This is a genomic window from uncultured Polaribacter sp. (assembly GCF_947503855.1).
GTDB lineage: Bacteria > Bacteroidota > Bacteroidia > Flavobacteriales > Flavobacteriaceae > Polaribacter.
This window is the reverse complement of the sequence record NZ_CANNFF010000009.1, coordinates 144,204-164,119: the sequence shown is the minus strand read 5'-3', so window position 1 is coordinate 164,119 and position 19,916 is coordinate 144,204. Positions and strand designations below refer to the sequence as shown.

Here is a 19,916-nt window from a genome sequence, read left to right as displayed (position 1 = left end):
TTCTAAACGGCTTAAAAAAATAGTTTGAACGTATAAATTAAACCTAAAAAAAGGTCAACCTATTTCAGTATAATACAAACCTGTTCAATTTTAATACGTTGTTCGTTAAAAGTAACCTCATCATTTTCTACTTTGCCCAATAACAATTTTCCAATGGGAGAAGATACAGAAATAGCAAAAAAATGTTTACCACTGGCTGTTAGCTTACCTGCAGAAATTGCTAAAAAATAGTTGGCTTTGTTGGTAAAAATAATACTACCCAAATGTGCATTTTTGCTAGTTTTAGAAACATCTACTCTGTTTAATATTTCTTTCATTTGTGTTATGCCTGCTAATTGCTGACTCGCTTTTTCTATTTCCAACTGCAACATGGCACGTCCTGTTTCATGTTTATCGCCAGCAGAATTTTTAGTTTCAGATTGCAATCCTTTCTGGTTAGAAGTAATAATTTCTTCTACAGTTTGTAAGCGTTTATTTACAAAGTTTTCACATTGCGTAAAAAGTTCTTGTTTAAAATTCATTATCTAGTACAAAAGCAAAGGCACCATAATTTCCATGATGGGTTTTAGTAAGAGTTATGGTTGTTTTTTCACTATTTTGATAAATAAAAGGAATGCCCAAAGCATTTTTTTTAATTTGTATTGCTGATGAAAAATAAGCTTGTATTTTTTTATCAATAATTTTGGTGGTATTCAAAATAGTATCAATAAAAAATAGCTTTGAAATCATTTTTATGTCATTTTTTTCTATTGCAACTGTGTAAATGTAATTATTTGTTACTATATATTTTATATGATATATAAGGGTATTAAATTGTACAATTCCACTTTGATTAGAAAGTATTTTACATGAAAATTTTTGGGGTGCAAAAAAACGTTTTTGAAACTGCTGAACATGGCATTTATAGGCAGCTTCTTTCATACTCCAAAACAACCAAACTTGGTCAAATGGGTTTTCTGATTTTAAAATGGCCGCTTGCTCTTTTTGGGTGTATTGTTTTTCTAAAAACCCTGGTCTTTGCCAATTACTTTGTGTTTTGGCAAGGTTTAAATCAATAATATCGTTTCCAATTCTAGGCATTCATTTTATATTGAATAATAGCAACTGTAGCTTTTACATTCAACATTTTTTCCATAGAATCGTTGTCTATTTCTATGTTAAAGGCATCTTCTACATCTAAAATAATATCTACCAAATTTGCTGAATTTATTTCTAAATCGTTAATAAAATCTGTTTCTTCAGACATGTTTTTAAACCCTTCTTCGTTCTGAACATAGGGTTTTACGATGGTAGTTAATTTTTGTATGATTTCTTCTTTTTTCATGTTGTTCTAAATATTTTTCAGACCTCAAGGGTTTTTAAAACCTGCAAAGTCTTTAAGTGTAAGTTAATTATATTTCTTAAAAATAACACAAGCATTTACATCACCAAAACCAAAACTTGCTTTTGCTAAAATAGTAATATTTGTGTCTGTTTTTTTTCTCGGAATTTTATTTTTGTCAATCAATGCTAAAATTTCAGGATGCACATCATCACAATTGATATTTGGAAACACAAATTGCTCTTTTATTTGAATAACAGCAGCCACAGATTCTATAGCACCTGCTGCTGCTAAACAATGCCCAACTTGCGATTTTAACGAATTTATCAATGGAAAATCTACTCCATTTCTACCCAAGGCTTTGGTCCAATTTTCTATTTCTAAAGCGTCTTTTGAAGTTGCTGTTAAATGCCCATTGATAACATCAATTTCTTTAGCAGTAATTTTTGCATCTGCAATGGCATTTGTAATACATTTCTGAACAGCCTCTGCATTGGGCGCTGTTAAAGTACCTCCTTTTCTTTGTCCACCAGCATTGATATTACCGCCTAAAACCTCTGCATAAATAGTGGCTTTTCTTGCTAATGCACTTTTTAGAGATTCTAAAACCAAAGCGCCACCTCCACTTCCAGGAACAAAACCAGATGCAGTTGTACTCATGGGTCTTGAGCCTTTTTCTGGACTTTCATTATGTTTATAAGTCATTACACGCATGGCATCAAAACCTCCCCAAGTATATAAACTGCTATCGCTAGAACTCCCAACCAACATTCGTTTTGCTTTTCCGTTTTTAATACGTTCAAAACCCATTAATAAAGCTTCTGTACCGGTTGTACAAGCAGATGAATTTGTGGTTACTTGGTTGCCAAAACCTAAAATTCCACTCAAATAAGCAGTTACACCACTTGCCATGGTTTGTAAAACGGAGGTACTTCCTAAACGTCTTACATTTTGGTCGTCTATTTTATAAATGGCTTCTCTAAATTTCTCAATTCCTGAAGTTCCTGTTCCAAAAATTAATCCTGTATCATAATCTAAAGGTGAATTTTCATCAACAGTAAAACCTGCGTCTTTCCAAGCATCTATACCTGCCATAACTCCATATAAAATAGAAGTTGACTTGAAACCTCTTAATTGTAAGGGTGTTAAATATTCTTGTTTTTTTTCTTCGGAAACTTCTGGAATACCTCCAATACAACAAGAAAAACCTTTATCTTTTAAATTTTGATGATATGTAATACCTGATTTTCCAGATTTTATGGCATTTGTAAATGCTTGTAAACCTACTCCATTTGGAGCAACTACTCCTAAACCTGTTATAACGACTCTGTTTTTCATCTTTTGTGATTATTTTTTGACACGTATTTTACGGATTATTTACAGGTTTAACACTTCTTTTACTTTATTAAATTTCTAGACCTCAAAAGTTTTTAAAACCTTTGAGGTCTGATTAACTAAACTATTAACATTCCTGAAATAGTACCTCTACAGACCAATTGGTTTTGGGTGTTCATCATTTTTACTTTACATGATAGTTTGTTGAATCTAAAATAAACTTTTTCTGAAGTTACGTTTACTTTTTCGTTGGGTAAAACTGGTAAATAAAAATCTACTTGATTAGATGTTAAAGCAATTTTTGGTTTTTTAGTTGCTGTTATTTCATCTTTCAACAAAAAAATACCCAAACAAACTACACCAATTTGTGCCATGGTTTCTGTTAAAATTACACCAGGTGTTATTGGCTTATCTTTAAAATGTCCTTTGTAAAAAAATTCATTTTCTTTGTAAGTATAAGCTCCTTTGACTCCATTTTCGTCGATTTCTATAATTTTATCAACAAACAAAAAGGGTTTTTGATAAGGTAGGTTATTTATGATGTGTTGGTTATTCATTTTTGTTAACTTCATTTTACAGACCTCACAGGTTTTAAAAACTTTTGAGGTCTAAATTACCACTCTAACAATATACGTTGTGCAGAAAATCCTGGCCCAAAACTTAACATAATTCCACGTTCTCCTTTTTGCAGGTTTCTATCCATAAATCTTTCTAAAACATACAAAACTGTAGCACTAGACATATTACCATACAAACGCAAAACTTCTTTAGTGTCCTCTATATTTTTACCTAAAACACCAAACAATTCTTCTACAGTTTGTACTATTTTTTTTCCTCCTGGATGAAAAATTAAGTGATCTACATCGTTAATAGTTAAGTTATTATTTTCTAAAAATGGATGAATAATCGCAGGAAAATGGTCTGCAATTTTTTGTGGAACTTCTTTGTCTAAAATCATTTGCAAACCTGTATTTACCAGTTTAAAACCCATCATATTTGTGGCGTCATAAAAATGATACATGGCCTCGTCTATAATTGTTGGGCCTTCATCTTCTTGATAGGATGACAAAATTACTGCTGAAGCCCCATCACCAAAAATAGCCGCAGAAACAATATTTGTCATCGAAAAATCTTCTAACTGAAACGTTGCTGTAGGTGCTTCTACGGCAATAACAGCAGCTCTTTTATTTGGGTTGGCTTTTAGGAAGTTTTTGGCATAGATAATTCCAGATACACCTGCTGCACAACCCATTTCTGTAACTGGCAAACGCACAATATCTTGTTTCATCCCTAAGGAATTTATAAGGTATGCATCTACTGAAGGAATCATAATTCCTGTACAACTTACCGTAATTATGTAATCGATATCTGTGGGTTTTAAACTTGCTTTTTCTAACGATTTTTTTAAAGATTGTTCTGCCAATTGTACTACCTCTCTTGTATAAATATCATTTTTTTCTTCAAAAGAAGTGGCTGTAAAAACTTCTTCTGGATCCATAATAGAATACCGTTTATCTACACCTGCGCCTTCAAAGAGCTTGATTACTTTTCGTTGAAAACGGGTTTCTTGATTTTGCATCCATAACTTTACAAACGGAATAATGTCTTTGGTTTCTTTATAATATTTAGGTAGCTGTTTGGCTACTGATGTTATTTTTACTTTCATTTTATTTTTTTTATAGTCCACAGAAAACGAAATGCCCATTTCCAAGAAATTTGTGGAGTAACATTTATTTTTGATGAAATTTTCTCTAAATCATCTCTTTTAAATCCTCTTAAAACAGAGGTTAACCCATCTTCAATAATCATTTTATTGCTGATAAAAATAGACAGTAATAGAAACAAATAATAGGCTAATGTATGTCTGTGTAAATCGTTAACCACCATGCCAATTTTAGTTTGTTTGATGGTGTTTTTTAAAAAAGAAACCAATTGTTCTTCTTTAAAATGATGCAAAAACAAGGTGGCTATTACTACATCAAAGGTTTCAGATTTAAAATCTTTAGAAAAAATATCCTGAGTTTTAAAACTCAATTCTGGATATTCCATAGATAATTCGTTGGCATAATCTATGGCTGCTGAGTTGGCATCTACACCTATTAATTTGAATTTATAGCCTTCTTTACGCCCAAATTTTGCAACATCTCTTAAAATATCTCCATGCCCACAACCAATATCTACAATGGTAATTTTTTGTTCTTTTGGGTGATTTTTTAAGAGCGCCTTTAAGCCATTTACTGTTACTTTATTGCCTCCTAACCATCTGTTAATTTTCTCTAATTTATCTAAAGTATCTCGCAACAAATCGCCACCAATCGAAAAATCGTCCATCAATTCTTCTTTGTCTGTTCTTTGTTTTGTGTTGATGAAAAAATCCATTATTGATTTTTAGAGTTTGATTGGTTTTCCATGCGTTTGTTTGATAATTAGAGGTAATAAAAATGGCATTCTCTTTAAAATTGATAATAAAAACGATGCAATTTTGTCTTTTCTAAACAACATTGCTATAAAATGACCTGCTTTTAAACGCCAATTAAATTGCTTGTTCCACTGTGTAATATAAAGGTTTTCGAATTGCTTTCTAGATTCAAGTTTATCATTCAAGTAATTTAGAATCAGTTTAGATGCTATTTGTGCAGATTGTATTGCCATACTCATTCCATTTCCACATAGTGGATGAATCATGCCTGCAGCATCACCAGACATAATGATATGATTTTCTACTGGCTTTTTGGGTTCAAAAGAAATTTGACTGATAGATAAAGGCTGCTTCCATATTGGACTTGCATTTTGAAACATTTCTTTTAAAAATGTATTTTTAAAAACCACATTTTCTTGAAAATCAGTAATATTTTTATGTTTTTTAAAAGATGAAAAATTAGTAATATAACACAGGTTGATCACATCATTTTCTACCTTAGAAACACCACAATAGCCTCCTTTAAAATTGTGTAAAGCCACTTTGTTTTTAGGAAAATTGCCTTTTACATGAATTTTTACAGCTAAATATGGCGATTTCTTTTTGATAAAATCGCGCTCAAATTTTATATCTAACAAACTACGTTTACCAAAAGCACCAATGCAAATTTTTGAAGTGAAACTGTTATTTTCTTTTGTTTCAAAAGTAAATACATCTTTCTTAAAATTGATATTTATCACTTGATCTTGTAAAATTTCTACACCATTTTCTTTGGCTTTTTTATACAATTCGAAATCTAAAGTGTAACGTGAAATACCAAAACCACCTAAAGGTAATTTTGCAGTAATCACTTTATTTTTTGTGGTAGATAATTGAAAATCATCAATTTTTACGGCGCCAAAATTAAATGGATTAACGTTTAAAAATTCTAAATAAGGTAAAACTTCATTTGAAATATATTCGCCACAAACTTTGTGTTTGGGGTAATTGTTTTTTTCTATCAATAAAACTTTTTTATCGAATTTAGATAAGTGAATTGCATTGCACAAACCTGCTAAACCTCCACCAACTATAACAATATCGTATTTCAATTTATCTTTATTCATGTATTTGACACCCTAATTTTGGTCTAAAGGTTTTTATTCACTTACTTATTATTTTATCACGAAGGTCTTTTTAGTTTTAAAAGTATATTTTTCTTAAAACTCAAATTTTAGTTGTACCCAAACAGGTTCTTTTTTTTCTGTATTTAAATTTCCAAAAGAAATACCTAACAGTCTTACAGAATTCAATAACTTTTCTTGATACAATAGCTCTTTTACAATGGGCATAAATTCTGTTTTTAATTGTAAAAAATTTGATACTGTTTTACTTCTGGTTTGTTGGGTAAAATCAGAATATTTTATCTTTAAAGTTACCGTTTTTCCTTTGGTGTTGGCTTTTTTCATTCTTCTTTCTAATTCATCTGCAATATTTTCTAATTTTTCTAGCATAAATATTTCTGATGATATATTTTCAAAAAAAGTTCTTTCTGCTCCTAAAGACTTTCTGATTCTATTTGGTTTCACTGGGCTATTGTGAATTCCGCGAACAATATTGTAATAATGCGCCCCTGATTTACCAAACAATTGCACCAACTCTTCTAATGTTTTTTTCTTTAAATCGTTACCCACAAAAATGCCTAAATTATACATTTTAGCTGCAGTAACTTTACCTACTCCATAAAATTTGTTAACGGGTAAATCCTCTAAAAATTGTAAAACGTCCTCTGGATGAACCGTTTTTTGACCATTTGGTTTGTTAATATCAGAAGCAACTTTAGCAATAAATTTATTGATAGAAATACCTGCAGAAGCATGTAAACCTGTTTCATCATAAATACGGCATCTAATTTCTCTGGCAATAGCATTTGCAGACGGATTCCCTTTTTTGTTTTCTGTAACGTCTAAATAAGCTTCATCCAAAGAAAGGGGCTCTACTAAATCTGTATACTCGTAAAAAATTTCTCTAATTTTTGCTGAAAGTTCTTTGTATCTTTCAAAGTCTGATTTTACAAAAATAATATGAGGACATTTTTGTTTTGCCAGCACATTACTCATCGCAGATTTTACGCCAAATTTTCTAGCTTCGTAACTGGCTGCAGAAACTACACCTCTATCTCCACCGCCACCAACAGCAATGGCTTTACCTCTTAATTCTGGATTGTCTAACTGCGCTACAGATGCATAATAAGCATCCATATCTACATGAATTATTTTACGAAAAGGAGGTTGCAATTCCATCTTTCGAAATTACAAAATTTGAAGTTGAAATTATCTTAAAAAATTGATACAAAGATTTGTAACGCTTTTTAACTCTTTAGACATGTTTGGTTTTTTCCATGGATGAGAAACATTAAAAACATGGTCTGCATTTTTAATAATTTCAAACTCACTTTTCGCGTTCCATTGATGTAGGTTTTCTCCTTCTTTTATAGAAACAGACGTGTCTACATCCCCATGAATTACTAAATGGGGTATGGTAATATTTTTAGCTGCTTTTTGAATATTTAGGCGTTCTTCGTTTTCTTTAAAATTAATGTAAAACTGGTAAAAGTGAGGCATTTGTTGTTTAGTTCGTCCGTTAACAACATATTTAACCCCTGTTTTTCTCCAGTTTTCTAAATCACCAATGGTAGAAGATCTTGAACCAAAATCACAAACTCCAGCCAATGTAATTACCTTTTTAACTCTCTCATCCTCATTCGCTTTTAACAAAACAATCCCTCCTCCTCTACTGTGTCCAATAATGGAAATATCGTTAGATTTTATTTCGATTTTAAATTTTTCTTCGGATAAAACCCAATCTAAAACGCTTTCTAAATCGTCTAATTCTTTTGTGTAATTGTTATTCCCAAAAGCATTTAAATCAGGAAAATCTGTGGGGTTTTCTGCACTACCTCCATTGTGAGAAAAGTTGAATTTTACAAAGAAAAAATCAGCTTTAGCGAATGCTTCTGCCATTATATTCCATGCACCCCAATCTTTAAAACCTTTGTAACCGTGGCAAAAAACAACTACTTTTTTTGGTTGATGAGTTTGTTTATAAAAAACATCTGTAACAATAGGTTTTTGATGTTTTCCTTGAATTAGTATATTTTTTAAAATTTTCATAATACAATGCTATTTATTGAGAAGATGCGTTAAATTTACTAGGCTAAATAAGCTCCAATATTTTCTTGAAAAAATAGTTCATTCGCAAATCCTCCAATTAAACAAAAAGCGGGTCTTTTTACATTTCTTAAACTGAATTTTACTACTGTTAAATTTAAAAAATTGCTGTAGTACTTTCACCTTTAGCAATAAAAAATCCTAAGATTATACTTGTAAAAAAAACATGTTTTATTTTAGATACACAAATAAACAAAAAAACGCACCAAATACTTGATGCGTTTCCAATTTATGATAACTTAGAAAATTTTAGATAATACCTTGTGCTAACATTGCGTCTGCTACTTTAACAAAACCTGCAATATTTGCACCTCTAATATAATCTATAGAACCATCTTCGTTTTCTCCATACTCTACACAAGAATCGTGTATATCTTCCATAATATCTTTTAATCTAGAATCTACTTCTTCTCTAGACCAAGAAATTCTTAAAGAGTTCTGGCTCATTTCTAAACCAGAAGTTGCAACTCCACCTGCATTACTTGCTTTTCCTGGTGCAAATAAAATTTTTGCTTTTTGAAATTCGTGAATTGCTTCTGGTGTAGATGGCATATTTGCCCCTTCAGAAACACACAAACAACCGTTTTTAATTAGTTGCTTTGCTTCTTCTCCATTTAATTCGTTTTGGGTTGCACATGGTAAAGCAATATCACATTTTACAGACCAAGGTTTTTCTCCTTCAAAATATTTTGCTGATGAATACTTATTTACATATTCGCTAATTCTACCTCTTTTTTCATTTTTAATATGCATTACATGCTTCAATTTTTTTAAATCGATGCCTTCTTCATCTAAAATATAACCACCAGAATCTGATAAAGTTAAAACAGTTGCTCCTAATTCTATGGCTTTTTCAGCAGCATATTGTGCCACGTTTCCAGCACCAGAAATTACAATTTTTTTACCGTTGAAAGAATCGTCTTTACGTTGCATCATGTTTTGTGCAAAATACACCGTACCATAACCTGTTGCTTCTGGCCTAATTAAAGACCCTCCCCAAGATTGTCCTTTTCCTGTTAAAACACCTGTAAATTCGTTTTTCAATTTTTTGTACATTCCAAACATAAAACCAATTTCTCTTGCACCCACACCAATATCTCCTGCTGGCACGTCTGTATTGGGTCCAATATGCCTAAATAATTCGCTCATAAAAGCATGACAAAAACGCATAATTTCATTGTCTGATTTTCCTTTTGGATCAAAATCAGAACCTCCTTTACCACCACCCATTGGCAATGTGGTTAAAGAGTTTTTAAACACTTGCTCAAAAGCTAAAAACTTTAAAATACTTGCATTTACTGTTGGATGAAAACGCAAACCCCCTTTGTAAGGCCCAATTGCAGAATTCATTTGTATTCTATATCCTCTATTTACTTGAATTTCTCCATCATCATCTACCCAAGAAACACGAAAAGAAATTAATCTTTCTGGTTCTACCATTCTTAACAAGATGTTTTTTCCATGATAAATATCGTGATTTACTATATAAGGAATTACAGTTTCTGCAACTTCTTGAACGGCTTGTAAAAATTCTGGCTCATGGTTATTTCTACTTTTAACCATTTCCATAAACTCCTTAATTTTTAACTCTATACTTTTTGACATAGTTTTTTATGAATTTAGTAAAATTTTCATCTGCAAAGATAATTAAATTATAGATTATTGAAATAATAATTATATTTTATTTAACGTCTTCATTACCTTATTTCAATCGATTTCGAGAGGTGTTTTTGTTTTTTAAGTTTTAGATTGATAAAACTCTATAAAAAACACTAAATTTGTTCCTTAATTTTACCTAAAAATGTTAGATAAAGTAAAGGAACTTATTGGAGATGTAAACGCATTTAATGCTACTACAAAAGAAGAGGTTGAAACGTTTAGAATTAAATATTTAGGAAGCAAGGGTTTGCTAAAAGATTTATTTGCTGAGTTTAAAAATGTTGATGCAGCAATGCGTAAAGATTTTGGGCAAGCATTAAACAGCCTAAAAAAATTAGCAGAAGATAAAGTTGCGGCTTTAAACGAAACTTTAGAAAACAGCACAAATCAAAAAAGTTTTTATGGTGATTTAACGCGTCCTTCAGAGCCTATAGAATTAGGTTCAAGACACCCAATATCATTAGTAAAAAACCAAATTATTGATGTTTTTAACAGAATTGGGTTTACCGTTTCTGAAGGCCCAGAAATTGAAGATGACTGGCATAACTTTACAGCCTTAAATTTGCCAGAATATCATCCTGCAAGAGACATGCAAGACACATTTTTTATTGAGCAAGATCCAGATATTTTGCTAAGAACACATACTTCTTCTGTACAAGTACGTTATATGGAAGAAAACAAGCCCCCAATTAGAACCATTTCTCCTGGTAGGGTTTTTAGAAACGAAGATATTTCTGCAAGAGCACATTGTATTTTTCATCAAGTAGAAGGTTTATATATAGATACTGACGTTTCTTTTGCAGATTTAAAACAAACGCTTTTGTATTTTACAAAAGAAATGTTTGGGAAATCTAAAATTAGATTGCGTCCTTCTTACTTTCCGTTTACTGAACCAAGTGCAGAGGTTGATATTTACTGGGGATTAGAAACAGAAACCGATTATAGAATTACCAAAGGAACAGGTTGGTTAGAAATTATGGGGTGTGGTATGGTTGACCCAAACGTTCTTAAAAATGCGAATATAGATCCTACAAAATACTCTGGCTATGCTTTTGGAATGGGTATAGAACGTATTGCCATGTTGTTATATCAAATACCAGATATTAGAATGTTTTATGAAAATGATAAACGTTTCTTAGAACAGTTTAAGTCGGTAATTTAGTTCAAAAGTAGAAATTTATTAAAGTTGAAAGGCTTTTTAACTTTGTAAACTTTTTTACATTAAAACTTTAAAAACAAATTTTGAAAAAAGACATCCAAATACCAGAAGTTACCAATGTAGAAATAGCTGTTGTTTATGAATACAATGATATTTATAAAACAGACGACTGGAATGTTTATATCATTAATAATAAAGAGGTAGACATAGAAATGGTGGTCATTGTTTCGCAAGGTTTTTCAACTACAAAAACAACTTCTTTATTGCGAAAAAAAGTAGAAAAATTACCTGCAAATTCTTTTGCTAAGGTAGAGTTAATTCAACCTGAATTATTTAAACTAAACAATCGTTTTCAAGTAACTTTTTTTGAGGGAAATACTTTGTTTGAAAAAACATTTATTTTTAAAGCAAATACAATTAAAGAAGGTGCTTTACGTTTTTTACCTGAGTTGAATAAACGTGGGGTTTTAGTTAAATAATATTTAAAATACACAGTTTTTCATACACAGTTTGTCACGCTGTAAGCGTCTCGCATAAAAATTCTAAACTACACGCATGAGATTCCTAAAAAATAACAAACTTTACATATTTTTACTTTAATAAAAAAAGAACAAACCTAAACACCACCACAATATGATATCCCACACTTCAGGTATCTACAATTTTTACGTTTACATTATTACCAATAAACATAAAACGGTTTTATATACTGGTGTTAGCAACAATCTAAAATTAAGATTACAACAGCACCAACAAAAAAAGAATCCTAAAAGTTTTACTGCGAAATACAATGTACATTATTTGTTGTATTATGAACATTTTGGTTGGATACAAGAGGCAATTGCGAGAGAAAAAGAAATAAAAAACTTAACAAGACAAAAGAAAATTAATTTGATTTTAGAAAAAAATGCTAAAATGGAATTTATGAATCATTTGTTTGAATAAGTATGTTTGAGCCAAAGTTTTATTAAAAGTTTTTGAAACACACAGTTTGTCATGCTGAAAGCATCCCACACACAATTACACAAAGCTTGTCACACCCAAATTGTCTTGCTCAAAATGTCTCTACAAAACCCAAAACTATACCCAGAAGATTCCTACGGAATGACAAAACTGGTTGGTAACTGGATGGAAAATCGATTAAATCCGTTTGAAACTAAACAAAAAATTAAGCTCTAAACAAGTGTAGAATTGTACTTTACTTACCCTAAAAACCCAAGAATCAAATACAAAATAACCGTAATTAAACCACCAAAAAGCGCATAAGGTAATTGTGTTTTTACATGATCTATGTGATCGCTAGCAGAGGCCATAGAAGAAATAATGGAAGTATCTGAAATGGGCGAACAATGGTCTCCGAAAATACCACCTCCTAAAGTGGCTGCTACTACCATGGTTATATCTGCACCATGTGTATTTGCCATAGGTATAGAAATTAACATCATAATTGCAAAAGTACCCCAAGAAGTTCCTGTAGAAAAAGCAATAAAAGAGCTTACTATAAAAACTACTGCTGGTAATAATTGTGGCGATAACCAACTTTCTGTTGCGTTTGCCACATAATTACCTGTGTCTAATACTTTACAAGCGTCTCCAATAGCAAAGGCTAATAACATTAACAAGGCTAATGGCATTAACTCGCTAACCCCTTTTAAGGTTAAGTTTACAGCTTCTTTGGGTTTTAAAAAACCCTGAATCATATACATAATAATAGCTACTAAAAGTGCTGTAATTACTGCATATAAAACAGATGAAGATCCAGAACCTACACCAATGGCTTGTTGTACATGATCAAAAGTAGAAGTGTATGTTTTTACTTGATTCCAACCCGTATATATTAAGTTGATGGGCATCATACAAACCATTACCAATAAAGGGACAACCATATTATAGGCTTTAGGTGGTATGCCTTCTTTGGGCGGAAAAGAAGTAACTTCATCAGAAACCATAGGTTTAGAACCTTTATTCATTAACAAACCTGTTTCTTTGGTTCTTTTTTCGGCTTTTTTCATCAAACCAAAATCTCTTTTTGATAAAATAACTACAAACACTAAAATAATTGCCAATAAGGGATAAAAATTATATTTAATAGAGGCAATCATTACAGAAAAAGGTTGCTCTATACCTTGTGTTAATAACAGGCCCATAATAAAAGCTCCCCATGCATTAAAAGGGATTAAAATTGAGGAAGGTGCAGAACTAGAATCTGCAATATAAGCGAGTTTTTCTCTTGGTATTTTTAATTTATCAAAAATTGGACGATACAATGTCCCTACAGTTAAAGAACTAATACTGGTTTCTACAAACAATAACAAACCTGTTAACGTTGCCAGAATTTGCACCATTACTCTACTGTAACCTGTTTTTTTACTTTCTAATTTTACTAATTTTTTATTTATAATATTTATAAAACCCTCTACACCTCTAGAAAATTGAATAAATATTAACAAAGCACCTACCAAAGCACTAAACATTATGGTTCTTGTGTTTCCTTGGGACTGAAATACATTTACCATTCCTTCTACCATAGATAAAGTGGCTTGTAAGGGGTTCCAGCCTTCTATAATTAACCAAGAAAACCAGATGCCAAATAACAAAGCAATATATACTTGCTTGGTTCTTAAGGCTAAAATAATGGCAATAATAGGTGGTATTATTGATAGAAATCCATATTCCATAAAAGTGTATTATTTTGGATAAAGGTAATAAATTAATACTTTGAGATAATGTAGTTTGGTGGTGGCGAATCTATTTATTTAAATGTCTAAATTCTATAAAAAATTAATGTTTAATACCTGTGATTAGACCTTATTTTGATATATTTAGAACGATTCTTGAGTTGGTTTATTCTTCTTTTTCGTTTTCTTTAATTTCTTGAGTTAAATCTAATTCTCTTAAAGTTGGGTTTGTAATGGCTGTAAAACCAACCGTTAATAAAGTCATTGTACCCCCAAAAACAACAGCTGCAACTGGCCCAATTAATTTTGCTGCTAAACCACTTTCAAACGCACCAAGTTCGTTAGAAGAACCTACAAACATAGAGTTTACAGAAGACACTCTACCCCTCATATCATCTGGTGTTTTTAATTGTAAAATGGTTTGACGAATTACCATAGAAATACCATCTGCAGCACCACTTATAAACAATGCTAAAACACTTACCAAAAATATAGAAGATAAGCCAAAAGCAATGATACTTATTCCAAAAATAAATACAGAAACCAACATTTTTAGTCCTGTTTTTTTATTGATAGGAATATAGGTTGTTAAAAACATAGTTACAATACTTCCTATAGAAATAGAGGCGTTTAAAAGGCCAAAACCTTCTGGGCCCACTTTTAAAATATCTTGTGCAAAAACAGATAAAATAGCGACTGTACCTCCAAAAAGTACTGCAATCATATCTAAAGTTAGAACCCCTAAAATTTCTTTGGTTTTAAAAACAAATTTTACACCTGCTTTTAAACTTTGCATCATTGGCTCGCCAATTTTTGTATTTAAAATGGGTTTCTTTTGTATAGAAAAAGTAAAAATTAACGATAATATTACTAGTATAAAGACCAATAATAAAGTATTATCTACACCTATCCAACTTATTAAAAAACCACCAAAAAGTGCCCCAGAAACAGAAGCTGTTTTCCAAGTACTTGTACTCCAAGTTGCAGCATTGTGATATATTTTTTTAGGGACTAATAGCGCAACTAAAGAAAATATGGTAGGACCAAAAAATGAGCGTAAAAAACCACCAAAAAAAACGAGTGCATAAATACCATACAAAATAGTATTTGTAGACCAATTATTAATAATGTTTGCTGTAGTTAAAAAATACAAACCCAAACTAATTAAAGAAAATGCAGCAGTACACTTTGCTAATAAATTTCTTTTTTCTGATTGATCTACGATATGGCCTGCAAATAAAGCCATAGAAAATGCTGGAATAATTTCCATCAACCCAATAATACCAAGAGAAAGTGGGTCTTTTGTAATAGAGTAGACTTGCCACTCAATAACAATAAATTGCATAGACCAACCAAAAACCAATAAAAATCTTACAAATAAAAAAATATTAAACTCCTTTATTCTAAGTGCCGCATAAGGATCGTTTTTCGCCATTTTTTTTAGCTCAATTTCATATCCATTAAAATGGCAAATGTTTGATTTATATCTTCTTCTTTTACGACAATTGTCATTTCATTTGTGGTAGAAATTATTTCTTGTAAAGAAATATCTGCCCAAGCTAATTGTTTTAATATAAAATAATAAATACCAGATTGCTCTTGGTTATCTTTTGGTAATTTTATAGTGATGGATGCCAAATCTAACACACTAGAAATAATGGTTTCTTTATCGAAAATTTTATTAACGTAAGGTTGTAAGTTTTTACTGGTAACAATATTTGTTTCAAAAATACCTTGAGAAACCGTTAAAAAATAGTCTGAACTTTCTGAAGATTTATTTAAAATTTTAGCAATTTCTTTTAATAAAGAAGGGGTGTTTTTAAAAGTAAAATCGCATAAATCAGAACGTACAATAACATCTCCTAAATCTAAGGCTAGTTTTTTTATATTTTTTCTAATACGTAACTCACTTGCAGGAGAAAGCCTGTTGATAGCCATCATTACTGCACCTACTTTAACATCTTTTTTTAAAACAGCAGAAACTTCTGGTAAAATAATTCTTGCTAAAGAAGAAACGTTTATCAACTTTTCATGTAAAGCTTCTTCTATAAAAGGAGTTTTTCTAATGGTACTTTCTACAACTTCTTGTATTGTTTTCATGGTAGTTGTTTAATATTTTAAACGAATGTTCAAAAATAAACAATTTATAGAAAATAAAACCTTAAAAAGAAAATAACTTTTAAACTACTAATTAAGTTTGTGTGTTAGTTTTTTAAACTCCTTTTTAGGGTCTTTATGATTATACAAAACGTTATAAACTGCGTTGATAATGGGTGTGTTAGCACCGTTTTTTTCTTTTAATTTAAAGGCGCTTTTTGTGGCATAATATCCTTCTGCAATCATACTCATTTCCATTTGAGCAGATTTTACTGTGTATCCTTTACCAATCATATTGCCAAACTGTCGGTTTCTAGAAAAAACAGAATAGCCAGTAACTAACAAATCACCCAAATAAGCAGAGTTGTTTATGTTACGTTTCATTTTGTGTACTTTTTTAATAAACTTTTTCATTTCGCGAATTGCATTGCTCATTAAAACTGACTGAAAATTATCACCATACCCTAATCCATGAGCAATACCTGCAGCAACAGCGTAAATGTTTTTTAACATGGCTGCATATTCTGTTCCAATAATGTCATCAGAAATTTTGGTTTTTATATACCAACTTTCTAAAGATTTACTTATAAATTTTGCTTTTTCTTCATCTTGACAAGCAATGGTTAAATAAGATAAACGCTCCATTGCCACCTCTTCTGCATGACAAGGTCCAGTAATAACACCTATATTTTCTATAGGAATGTTATATTGTTGATTAAAATGTTCGCCAACAATTAAACCTGTTTCTGGCACAATACCTTTAATAGCAGAAAAAACAATTTTATTTTCTAGAGATGTAGTTAGTTTGTCTAATTCTGAAGTTAAAAAAGCAGAGGGAATTGCAAAAATAAGGACATCGTAATTCGTTACAATTTTATTAATATCTCCTGTTAAATCTAACTTATTAGCATAAACATCTGCTGAAGATAAATATTTAGGGTTATGATCATTTTCTATAATATGAGCAATTATAGATTCATTTCGCATATACCAACCTACTGTTTCTAAATTTTCTTGTAACATTTTTACAATTGCTGTTGCCCAACTACCGCCACCAATTACTGCAATATTTGTATGTTCGTCCATTCTACATTTAGTTTAAAGCTCAAATGTAATAAAATTAGTATCTTTTGATGAATACTTCTTTGAATTATTATATTTGTAAAAGCACATTTGTTTTCTATGAAAAATTAATTTTTGGTTTTAACTTGTATGTTTTCTTTAATATTTTCTTATAAAAAAGAAACAAATGCAACTGAAAAAAACCTACTAAAACGTGCAATGTTTCAATTTTAAAGATACTGAAGGAGGTACTATGATGGCTGACACCAATAATATGTCAAAATTATTAGTAGATTTGGGGTTTACAAAAGAAAATATACACACCAAAATAGTGGCTGGAGGAAAACATACAGAATCTTTTTGGAAAGCAGAATTTTTAGAAACAATTACATTTTTATATTATTAATAATGAACGTACAAATTATAAATAAATCAAAACACGCTACACCAAACTACGAAACAGAAGGTGCTGCCGGTATGGATTTAAGAGCAAATATTAGTGAAGCAATTATATTAAAACCTTTAGAAAGAGCCATTGTAAAAACAGGATTATTTATAGCGTTACCAATTGGTTTTGAAGCGCAAGTTAGACCTAGAAGTGGTTTGGCCGCTAAAAAGGGAATTACGGTTTTAAACAGCCCTGGAACTGTAGATGCAGATTACCGAGGAGAAATTGGTGTAATTTTAGTTAATTTATCTAAGCAAGATTTTGTAATTAATGATGGCGAAAGAATTGCACAATTAGTAATTGCAAAACATGAACGTATAAATTGGCAAGAAGTAACTGTTTTAAGTGAAACAGAACGTGGTTCTGGTGGTTTTGGTAGTACAGGAGTTTAAAAGCCCCTTTAATTCCCCAAAGGGGAAAACTCTGGTGTAAATTTTTTCTTTCATCCAGGGAAAACAAATATATGTTTAAAGTAATTTAAGCGTTTTTTAAAAAGTCTTTTTATTATCAATATTAAAAAACAAAAATTATGATTTTAGGAGTATGTAAATGGTTAAGTACAAAAACAAATTTTACAGCAAAAAATATTAGAATTCTGTTTGTTTTATTAGTACTATTTGTTGGTTTTGGTATTGGTGCTTATTTAATATTATGGTTGGTTAAGGTATTGTCTAACGAATAAATTTACTTAATTTCTTTATAAAGCTGACTCATTTTTTTAACCTCATCTAACATATTATCAAACATTAAAAAGGTGTGCGAATGGTATTTATAACCCAAATTTTTGTAAAACTGAAATGCTTGTGGTTGTGCATCCATAGCGTCTAACCAAATAACAGTATAGTTTTTTAATTTAGAAAAAGCTTCAAACCAAAGTAATAATTGTTTTCCTATTCCTTTACCTTGTAATTTTTGATGCAAATAAATACGATGTAATTTTACTTGTTTTTCTTGAGACAAACCTGATAATTTTTCATCCCAAATAATTCTAAAATTGCCCACAAATTCATCCTTATAAACAATAAAATAATAATTTGCATTTGTTACTAATAGTTCTTTTAAAATATTTTCTTTAGCATATTGAGTGTTTACATACCATTGCCCATCATCTAACCAAAAATGTTTGTAAGCTGATGGATATATTTCTTGCATCAAACTATAAAGAGTTGCGCAATCGGAGTTTTTTATTTCTTTTAAAAAAAGGTTTTCTGCTACTTTTATCAATGTAAAATAGTTTACTTATACTCTCAAAAATAATTAAAAATAAGGCATAAAAAAACTGCTATAGATTGATTAATTTATAGCAGTTTAAAAATAATATAATATTGATTACATGCCGATTTTTATCAGGTTTAGTTTTACTAACTTATTCTTGATTATCAATGGCATCTTTTATTTTTCCTTCTAACTCTTCTGCTAATTCTGGATTGTCTTTTATCAAACCTTTAACAGCATCTCTACCTTGGCCTAATTTGGTTTCGCCATAACTAAACCAAGAACCACTTTTTTTAACAATTCCTAATTCAACACCAATGTCTAAAATTTCACCAACTTTAGAAATTCCCTGTCCATACATAATATCAAATTCTGCAATTTGAAAAGGAGGCGCTACTTTATTTTTAACTATTTTAACTTTGGTACTGTTTCCAATAACTTTGTCTCCGTCTTTAATTTGTGTTCTTCTTCTAATATCTAAACGAACTGATGCATAAAACTTAAGTGCATTACCTCCTGTAGTTGTTTCTGGGTTACCAAACATTACCCCAATTTTTTCACGTAATTGATTGATAAATATAACCGTACAATTTGTTTTGGAAATAGTACCTGTTAATTTACGCAAGGCTTGAGACATTAAACGTGCATGTAAACCCATTTTAGAGTCTCCCATCTCACCTTCAATTTCAGATTTTGGTGTTAATGCTGCAACAGAGTCAATAACAACAATATCTATAGCTCCAGAACGAATTAAATTGTCTGCAATTTCTAATGCTTGTTCTCCATGATCTGGTTGAGAAATAATTAAATTATCTATATCAACCCCCAAATTTTCTGCATAAAATTTATCAAAAGCATGTTCTGCATCAATAAATGCTGCAATACCACCTGCTTTTTGTGCTTCTGCAATTGCATGTATTGTTAAGGTTGTTTTACCTGATGATTCTGGTCCATAAATTTCGATAACTCTACCTCTTGGATAACCACCAACACCTAAAGCTAAATCTAAACCTAAAGAACCAGATGAAATCGCATCTACATCTTCGGTTACTACATCTCCTAATTTCATTACAGAGCCTTTTCCGTAAGTTTTATCTAATTTATCTAAAGTTAGTTGTAAAGCCTTTAGTTTTGCTGTTTTTTCTTTATCTGCTGCTGCCATAAATATTGCTAAATTGTTTTTTAAAAAGTATAGCAAGTTACAAAAAACTCTCTATAAATTCCTAAAAAATAATTTCGAATTTTGTAGTATTGTCATATAATTTATAAACATGAATAATATACTTTCTCTTAACTATAAAAATAGTGTTGTTA

At 30.6% G+C, this 19,916-nt stretch carries 24 protein-coding genes; 7 read left to right on the top strand and 17 right to left on the bottom strand.

What is annotated here, in order from left to right:
• Window positions 1-59 precede the first annotated feature (59 nt).
• The 11 genes from Q0662_RS09555 to gdhA all read right to left on the bottom strand — a co-directional run bounded on the left by Q0662_RS09555 (window position 60) and on the right by gdhA (window position 9,877).
• Window positions 60-521, bottom strand: a complete 462-nt coding sequence (locus Q0662_RS09555; protein ID WP_298949157.1) for a 3-oxoacyl-ACP synthase — start codon at window positions 519-521, stop codon at window positions 60-62.
• Window positions 511-1,080, bottom strand: coding sequence for a 4'-phosphopantetheinyl transferase superfamily protein (locus Q0662_RS09550; protein WP_298949155.1), 570 nt, complete (start codon window positions 1,078-1,080; stop codon window positions 511-513). Before Q0662_RS09550 ends, Q0662_RS09555 begins: the two co-directional genes overlap by 11 nt.
• Window positions 1,073-1,324: an acyl carrier protein gene (locus tag Q0662_RS09545; protein ID WP_298949153.1), complete on the bottom strand. Its 252-nt coding sequence runs from the start codon at window positions 1,322-1,324 to the stop codon at window positions 1,073-1,075. The genes Q0662_RS09550 and Q0662_RS09545 overlap by 8 nt, the downstream gene beginning before the upstream one ends.
• A 63-nt stretch (window positions 1,325-1,387) precedes the next feature.
• On the bottom strand, window positions 1,388-2,659 hold the full coding sequence (locus tag Q0662_RS09540) for a beta-ketoacyl synthase (protein ID WP_298949151.1): 1,272 nt from the start codon (window positions 2,657-2,659) through the stop codon (window positions 1,388-1,390).
• 116 nt (window positions 2,660-2,775) lie between these two features.
• Window positions 2,776-3,213 carry a hydroxymyristoyl-ACP dehydratase gene (locus Q0662_RS09535; RefSeq protein WP_298949167.1) on the bottom strand — a complete coding sequence of 146 codons (438 nt, stop codon included), beginning with the start codon at window positions 3,211-3,213 and terminating at the stop codon, window positions 2,776-2,778.
• Between the two features lie 56 nt (window positions 3,214-3,269).
• Window positions 3,270-4,322, bottom strand: coding sequence for a type III polyketide synthase (locus tag Q0662_RS09530; RefSeq protein ID WP_298949149.1), 1,053 nt, complete (start codon window positions 4,320-4,322; stop codon window positions 3,270-3,272).
• Window positions 4,319-5,035, bottom strand: coding sequence for a methyltransferase domain-containing protein (locus Q0662_RS09525; RefSeq protein ID WP_298949147.1), 717 nt, complete (start codon window positions 5,033-5,035; stop codon window positions 4,319-4,321). Before Q0662_RS09525 ends, Q0662_RS09530 begins: the two co-directional genes overlap by 4 nt.
• A gap of 9 nt (window positions 5,036-5,044) precedes the next feature.
• Window positions 5,045-6,181, bottom strand: coding sequence for an FAD-dependent oxidoreductase (locus Q0662_RS09520; protein ID WP_298949145.1), 1,137 nt, complete (start codon window positions 6,179-6,181; stop codon window positions 5,045-5,047).
• A 93-nt stretch (window positions 6,182-6,274) separates the two neighbouring features.
• A complete protein-coding gene (gene dinB / locus Q0662_RS09515; protein ID WP_298949143.1) occupies window positions 6,275-7,357 on the bottom strand; it encodes a DNA polymerase IV in 1,083 nt (360 codons plus the stop codon).
• Window positions 7,358-7,387: 30 nt separating this feature from the next.
• Complete coding sequence (locus Q0662_RS09510; protein ID WP_298949142.1) at window positions 7,388-8,227, bottom strand: alpha/beta hydrolase; 840 nt, start codon at window positions 8,225-8,227, stop codon at window positions 7,388-7,390.
• Window positions 8,228-8,533: 306 nt separating this feature from the next.
• Window positions 8,534-9,877 carry an NADP-specific glutamate dehydrogenase gene (gene gdhA / locus Q0662_RS09505; protein ID WP_298949165.1) on the bottom strand — a complete coding sequence of 448 codons (1,344 nt, stop codon included), beginning with the start codon at window positions 9,875-9,877 and terminating at the stop codon, window positions 8,534-8,536.
• A gap of 208 nt (window positions 9,878-10,085) precedes the next feature.
• On the opposite strand from gdhA, the gene pheS reads away from it, so the two are divergent.
• From pheS to Q0662_RS09485, 4 genes are all read left to right on the top strand, one after another.
• On the top strand, window positions 10,086-11,105 hold the full coding sequence (pheS, locus tag Q0662_RS09500; protein WP_298949141.1) for a phenylalanine--tRNA ligase subunit alpha: 1,020 nt from the start codon (window positions 10,086-10,088) through the stop codon (window positions 11,103-11,105).
• 80 nt (window positions 11,106-11,185) lie between these two features.
• Window positions 11,186-11,581 carry a hypothetical protein gene (locus tag Q0662_RS09495; protein ID WP_298949140.1) on the top strand — a complete coding sequence of 132 codons (396 nt, stop codon included), beginning with the start codon at window positions 11,186-11,188 and terminating at the stop codon, window positions 11,579-11,581.
• A 154-nt stretch (window positions 11,582-11,735) separates the two neighbouring features.
• Window positions 11,736-12,047 (top strand): GIY-YIG nuclease family protein, encoded by a 312-nt coding sequence (locus Q0662_RS09490; protein ID WP_298949138.1) that lies wholly within the window; start codon window positions 11,736-11,738, stop codon window positions 12,045-12,047.
• 51 nt (window positions 12,048-12,098) lie between these two features.
• Entirely contained in the window at window positions 12,099-12,281 is a 183-nt protein-coding gene (locus Q0662_RS09485) for a hypothetical protein (RefSeq protein WP_298949136.1), read from the top strand.
• Between the two features lie 23 nt (window positions 12,282-12,304).
• Here the strand turns inward: Q0662_RS09485 and Q0662_RS09480 are convergent, their stop codons facing one another.
• The 4 genes from Q0662_RS09480 to Q0662_RS09465 form a co-directional block, all read right to left on the bottom strand.
• Complete coding sequence (locus tag Q0662_RS09480) at window positions 12,305-13,780, bottom strand: Na+/H+ antiporter NhaC family protein (protein WP_298949135.1); 1,476 nt, start codon at window positions 13,778-13,780, stop codon at window positions 12,305-12,307.
• A 166-nt stretch (window positions 13,781-13,946) separates the two neighbouring features.
• A complete protein-coding gene (locus Q0662_RS09475; protein ID WP_298949133.1) occupies window positions 13,947-15,215 on the bottom strand; it encodes an MFS transporter in 1,269 nt (422 codons plus the stop codon).
• Between the two features lie 5 nt (window positions 15,216-15,220).
• Window positions 15,221-15,880 carry a hypothetical protein gene (locus Q0662_RS09470; RefSeq protein ID WP_298949132.1) on the bottom strand — a complete coding sequence of 220 codons (660 nt, stop codon included), beginning with the start codon at window positions 15,878-15,880 and terminating at the stop codon, window positions 15,221-15,223.
• 87 nt (window positions 15,881-15,967) lie between these two features.
• Complete coding sequence (locus tag Q0662_RS09465) at window positions 15,968-16,963, bottom strand: NAD(P)H-dependent glycerol-3-phosphate dehydrogenase (protein WP_298949130.1); 996 nt, start codon at window positions 16,961-16,963, stop codon at window positions 15,968-15,970.
• A gap of 190 nt (window positions 16,964-17,153) precedes the next feature.
• Between Q0662_RS09465 and Q0662_RS09460 the strand changes: the two genes are divergently transcribed.
• The 3 genes from Q0662_RS09460 to Q0662_RS09450 all read left to right on the top strand — a co-directional run bounded on the left by Q0662_RS09460 (window position 17,154) and on the right by Q0662_RS09450 (window position 18,069).
• Window positions 17,154-17,345: a hypothetical protein gene (locus Q0662_RS09460; protein WP_298949129.1), complete on the top strand. Its 192-nt coding sequence runs from the start codon at window positions 17,154-17,156 to the stop codon at window positions 17,343-17,345.
• Between the two features lie 2 nt (window positions 17,346-17,347).
• Window positions 17,348-17,779, top strand: coding sequence for a dUTP diphosphatase (gene dut, locus Q0662_RS09455; RefSeq protein WP_298949128.1), 432 nt, complete (start codon window positions 17,348-17,350; stop codon window positions 17,777-17,779).
• A 137-nt stretch (window positions 17,780-17,916) separates the two neighbouring features.
• A complete protein-coding gene (locus Q0662_RS09450) occupies window positions 17,917-18,069 on the top strand; it encodes a PspC domain-containing protein (protein ID WP_298949126.1) in 153 nt (50 codons plus the stop codon).
• 2 nt (window positions 18,070-18,071) lie between these two features.
• Here Q0662_RS09450 and Q0662_RS09445 read toward each other — a convergent pair whose 3' ends face one another.
• A complete protein-coding gene (locus Q0662_RS09445; protein ID WP_298949125.1) occupies window positions 18,072-18,611 on the bottom strand; it encodes a GNAT family N-acetyltransferase in 540 nt (179 codons plus the stop codon).
• A gap of 142 nt (window positions 18,612-18,753) precedes the next feature.
• On the bottom strand, window positions 18,754-19,764 hold the full coding sequence (gene recA, locus Q0662_RS09440) for a recombinase RecA (protein ID WP_298949124.1): 1,011 nt from the start codon (window positions 19,762-19,764) through the stop codon (window positions 18,754-18,756).
• Window positions 19,765-19,916: the final 152 nt, after the last annotated feature.

Coding starts and splice junctions, on each gene's coding strand:
- Q0662_RS09475 (WP_298949133.1), bottom strand. CDS start 15,215: ATGGCGAAAAACGATCCTTATGCGGCACTTAGAATAAAGGAGTTTAAT.
- dinB (WP_298949143.1), bottom strand. CDS start 7,357: ATGGAATTGCAACCTCCTTTTCGTAAAATAATTCATGTAGATATGGAT.
- Q0662_RS09485 (WP_298949136.1), top strand. CDS start 12,099: ATGCTGAAAGCATCCCACACACAATTACACAAAGCTTGTCACACCCAA.
- recA (WP_298949124.1), bottom strand. CDS start 19,764: ATGGCAGCAGCAGATAAAGAAAAAACAGCAAAACTAAAGGCTTTACAA.
- Q0662_RS09525 (WP_298949147.1), bottom strand. CDS start 5,035: ATGGATTTTTTCATCAACACAAAACAAAGAACAGACAAAGAAGAATTG.
- Q0662_RS09520 (WP_298949145.1), bottom strand. CDS start 6,181: ATGAATAAAGATAAATTGAAATACGATATTGTTATAGTTGGTGGAGGT.
- Q0662_RS09510 (WP_298949142.1), bottom strand. CDS start 8,227: ATGAAAATTTTAAAAAATATACTAATTCAAGGAAAACATCAAAAACCT.
- Q0662_RS09530 (WP_298949149.1), bottom strand. CDS start 4,322: ATGAAAGTAAAAATAACATCAGTAGCCAAACAGCTACCTAAATATTAT.
- Q0662_RS09480 (WP_298949135.1), bottom strand. CDS start 13,780: ATGGAATATGGATTTCTATCAATAATACCACCTATTATTGCCATTATT.
- Q0662_RS09545 (WP_298949153.1), bottom strand. CDS start 1,324: ATGAAAAAAGAAGAAATCATACAAAAATTAACTACCATCGTAAAACCC.
- Q0662_RS09465 (WP_298949130.1), bottom strand. CDS start 16,963: ATGGACGAACATACAAATATTGCAGTAATTGGTGGCGGTAGTTGGGCA.
- Q0662_RS09470 (WP_298949132.1), bottom strand. CDS start 15,880: ATGAAAACAATACAAGAAGTTGTAGAAAGTACCATTAGAAAAACTCCT.
- Q0662_RS09550 (WP_298949155.1), bottom strand. CDS start 1,080: ATGCCTAGAATTGGAAACGATATTATTGATTTAAACCTTGCCAAAACA.
- Q0662_RS09540 (WP_298949151.1), bottom strand. CDS start 2,659: ATGAAAAACAGAGTCGTTATAACAGGTTTAGGAGTAGTTGCTCCAAAT.
- Q0662_RS09535 (WP_298949167.1), bottom strand. CDS start 3,213: ATGAATAACCAACACATCATAAATAACCTACCTTATCAAAAACCCTTT.
- Q0662_RS09490 (WP_298949138.1), top strand. CDS start 11,736: ATGATATCCCACACTTCAGGTATCTACAATTTTTACGTTTACATTATT.
- Q0662_RS09555 (WP_298949157.1), bottom strand. CDS start 521: ATGAATTTTAAACAAGAACTTTTTACGCAATGTGAAAACTTTGTAAAT.
- dut (WP_298949128.1), top strand. CDS start 17,348: ATGAACGTACAAATTATAAATAAATCAAAACACGCTACACCAAACTAC.
- Q0662_RS09450 (WP_298949126.1), top strand. CDS start 17,917: ATGATTTTAGGAGTATGTAAATGGTTAAGTACAAAAACAAATTTTACA.
- pheS (WP_298949141.1), top strand. CDS start 10,086: ATGTTAGATAAAGTAAAGGAACTTATTGGAGATGTAAACGCATTTAAT.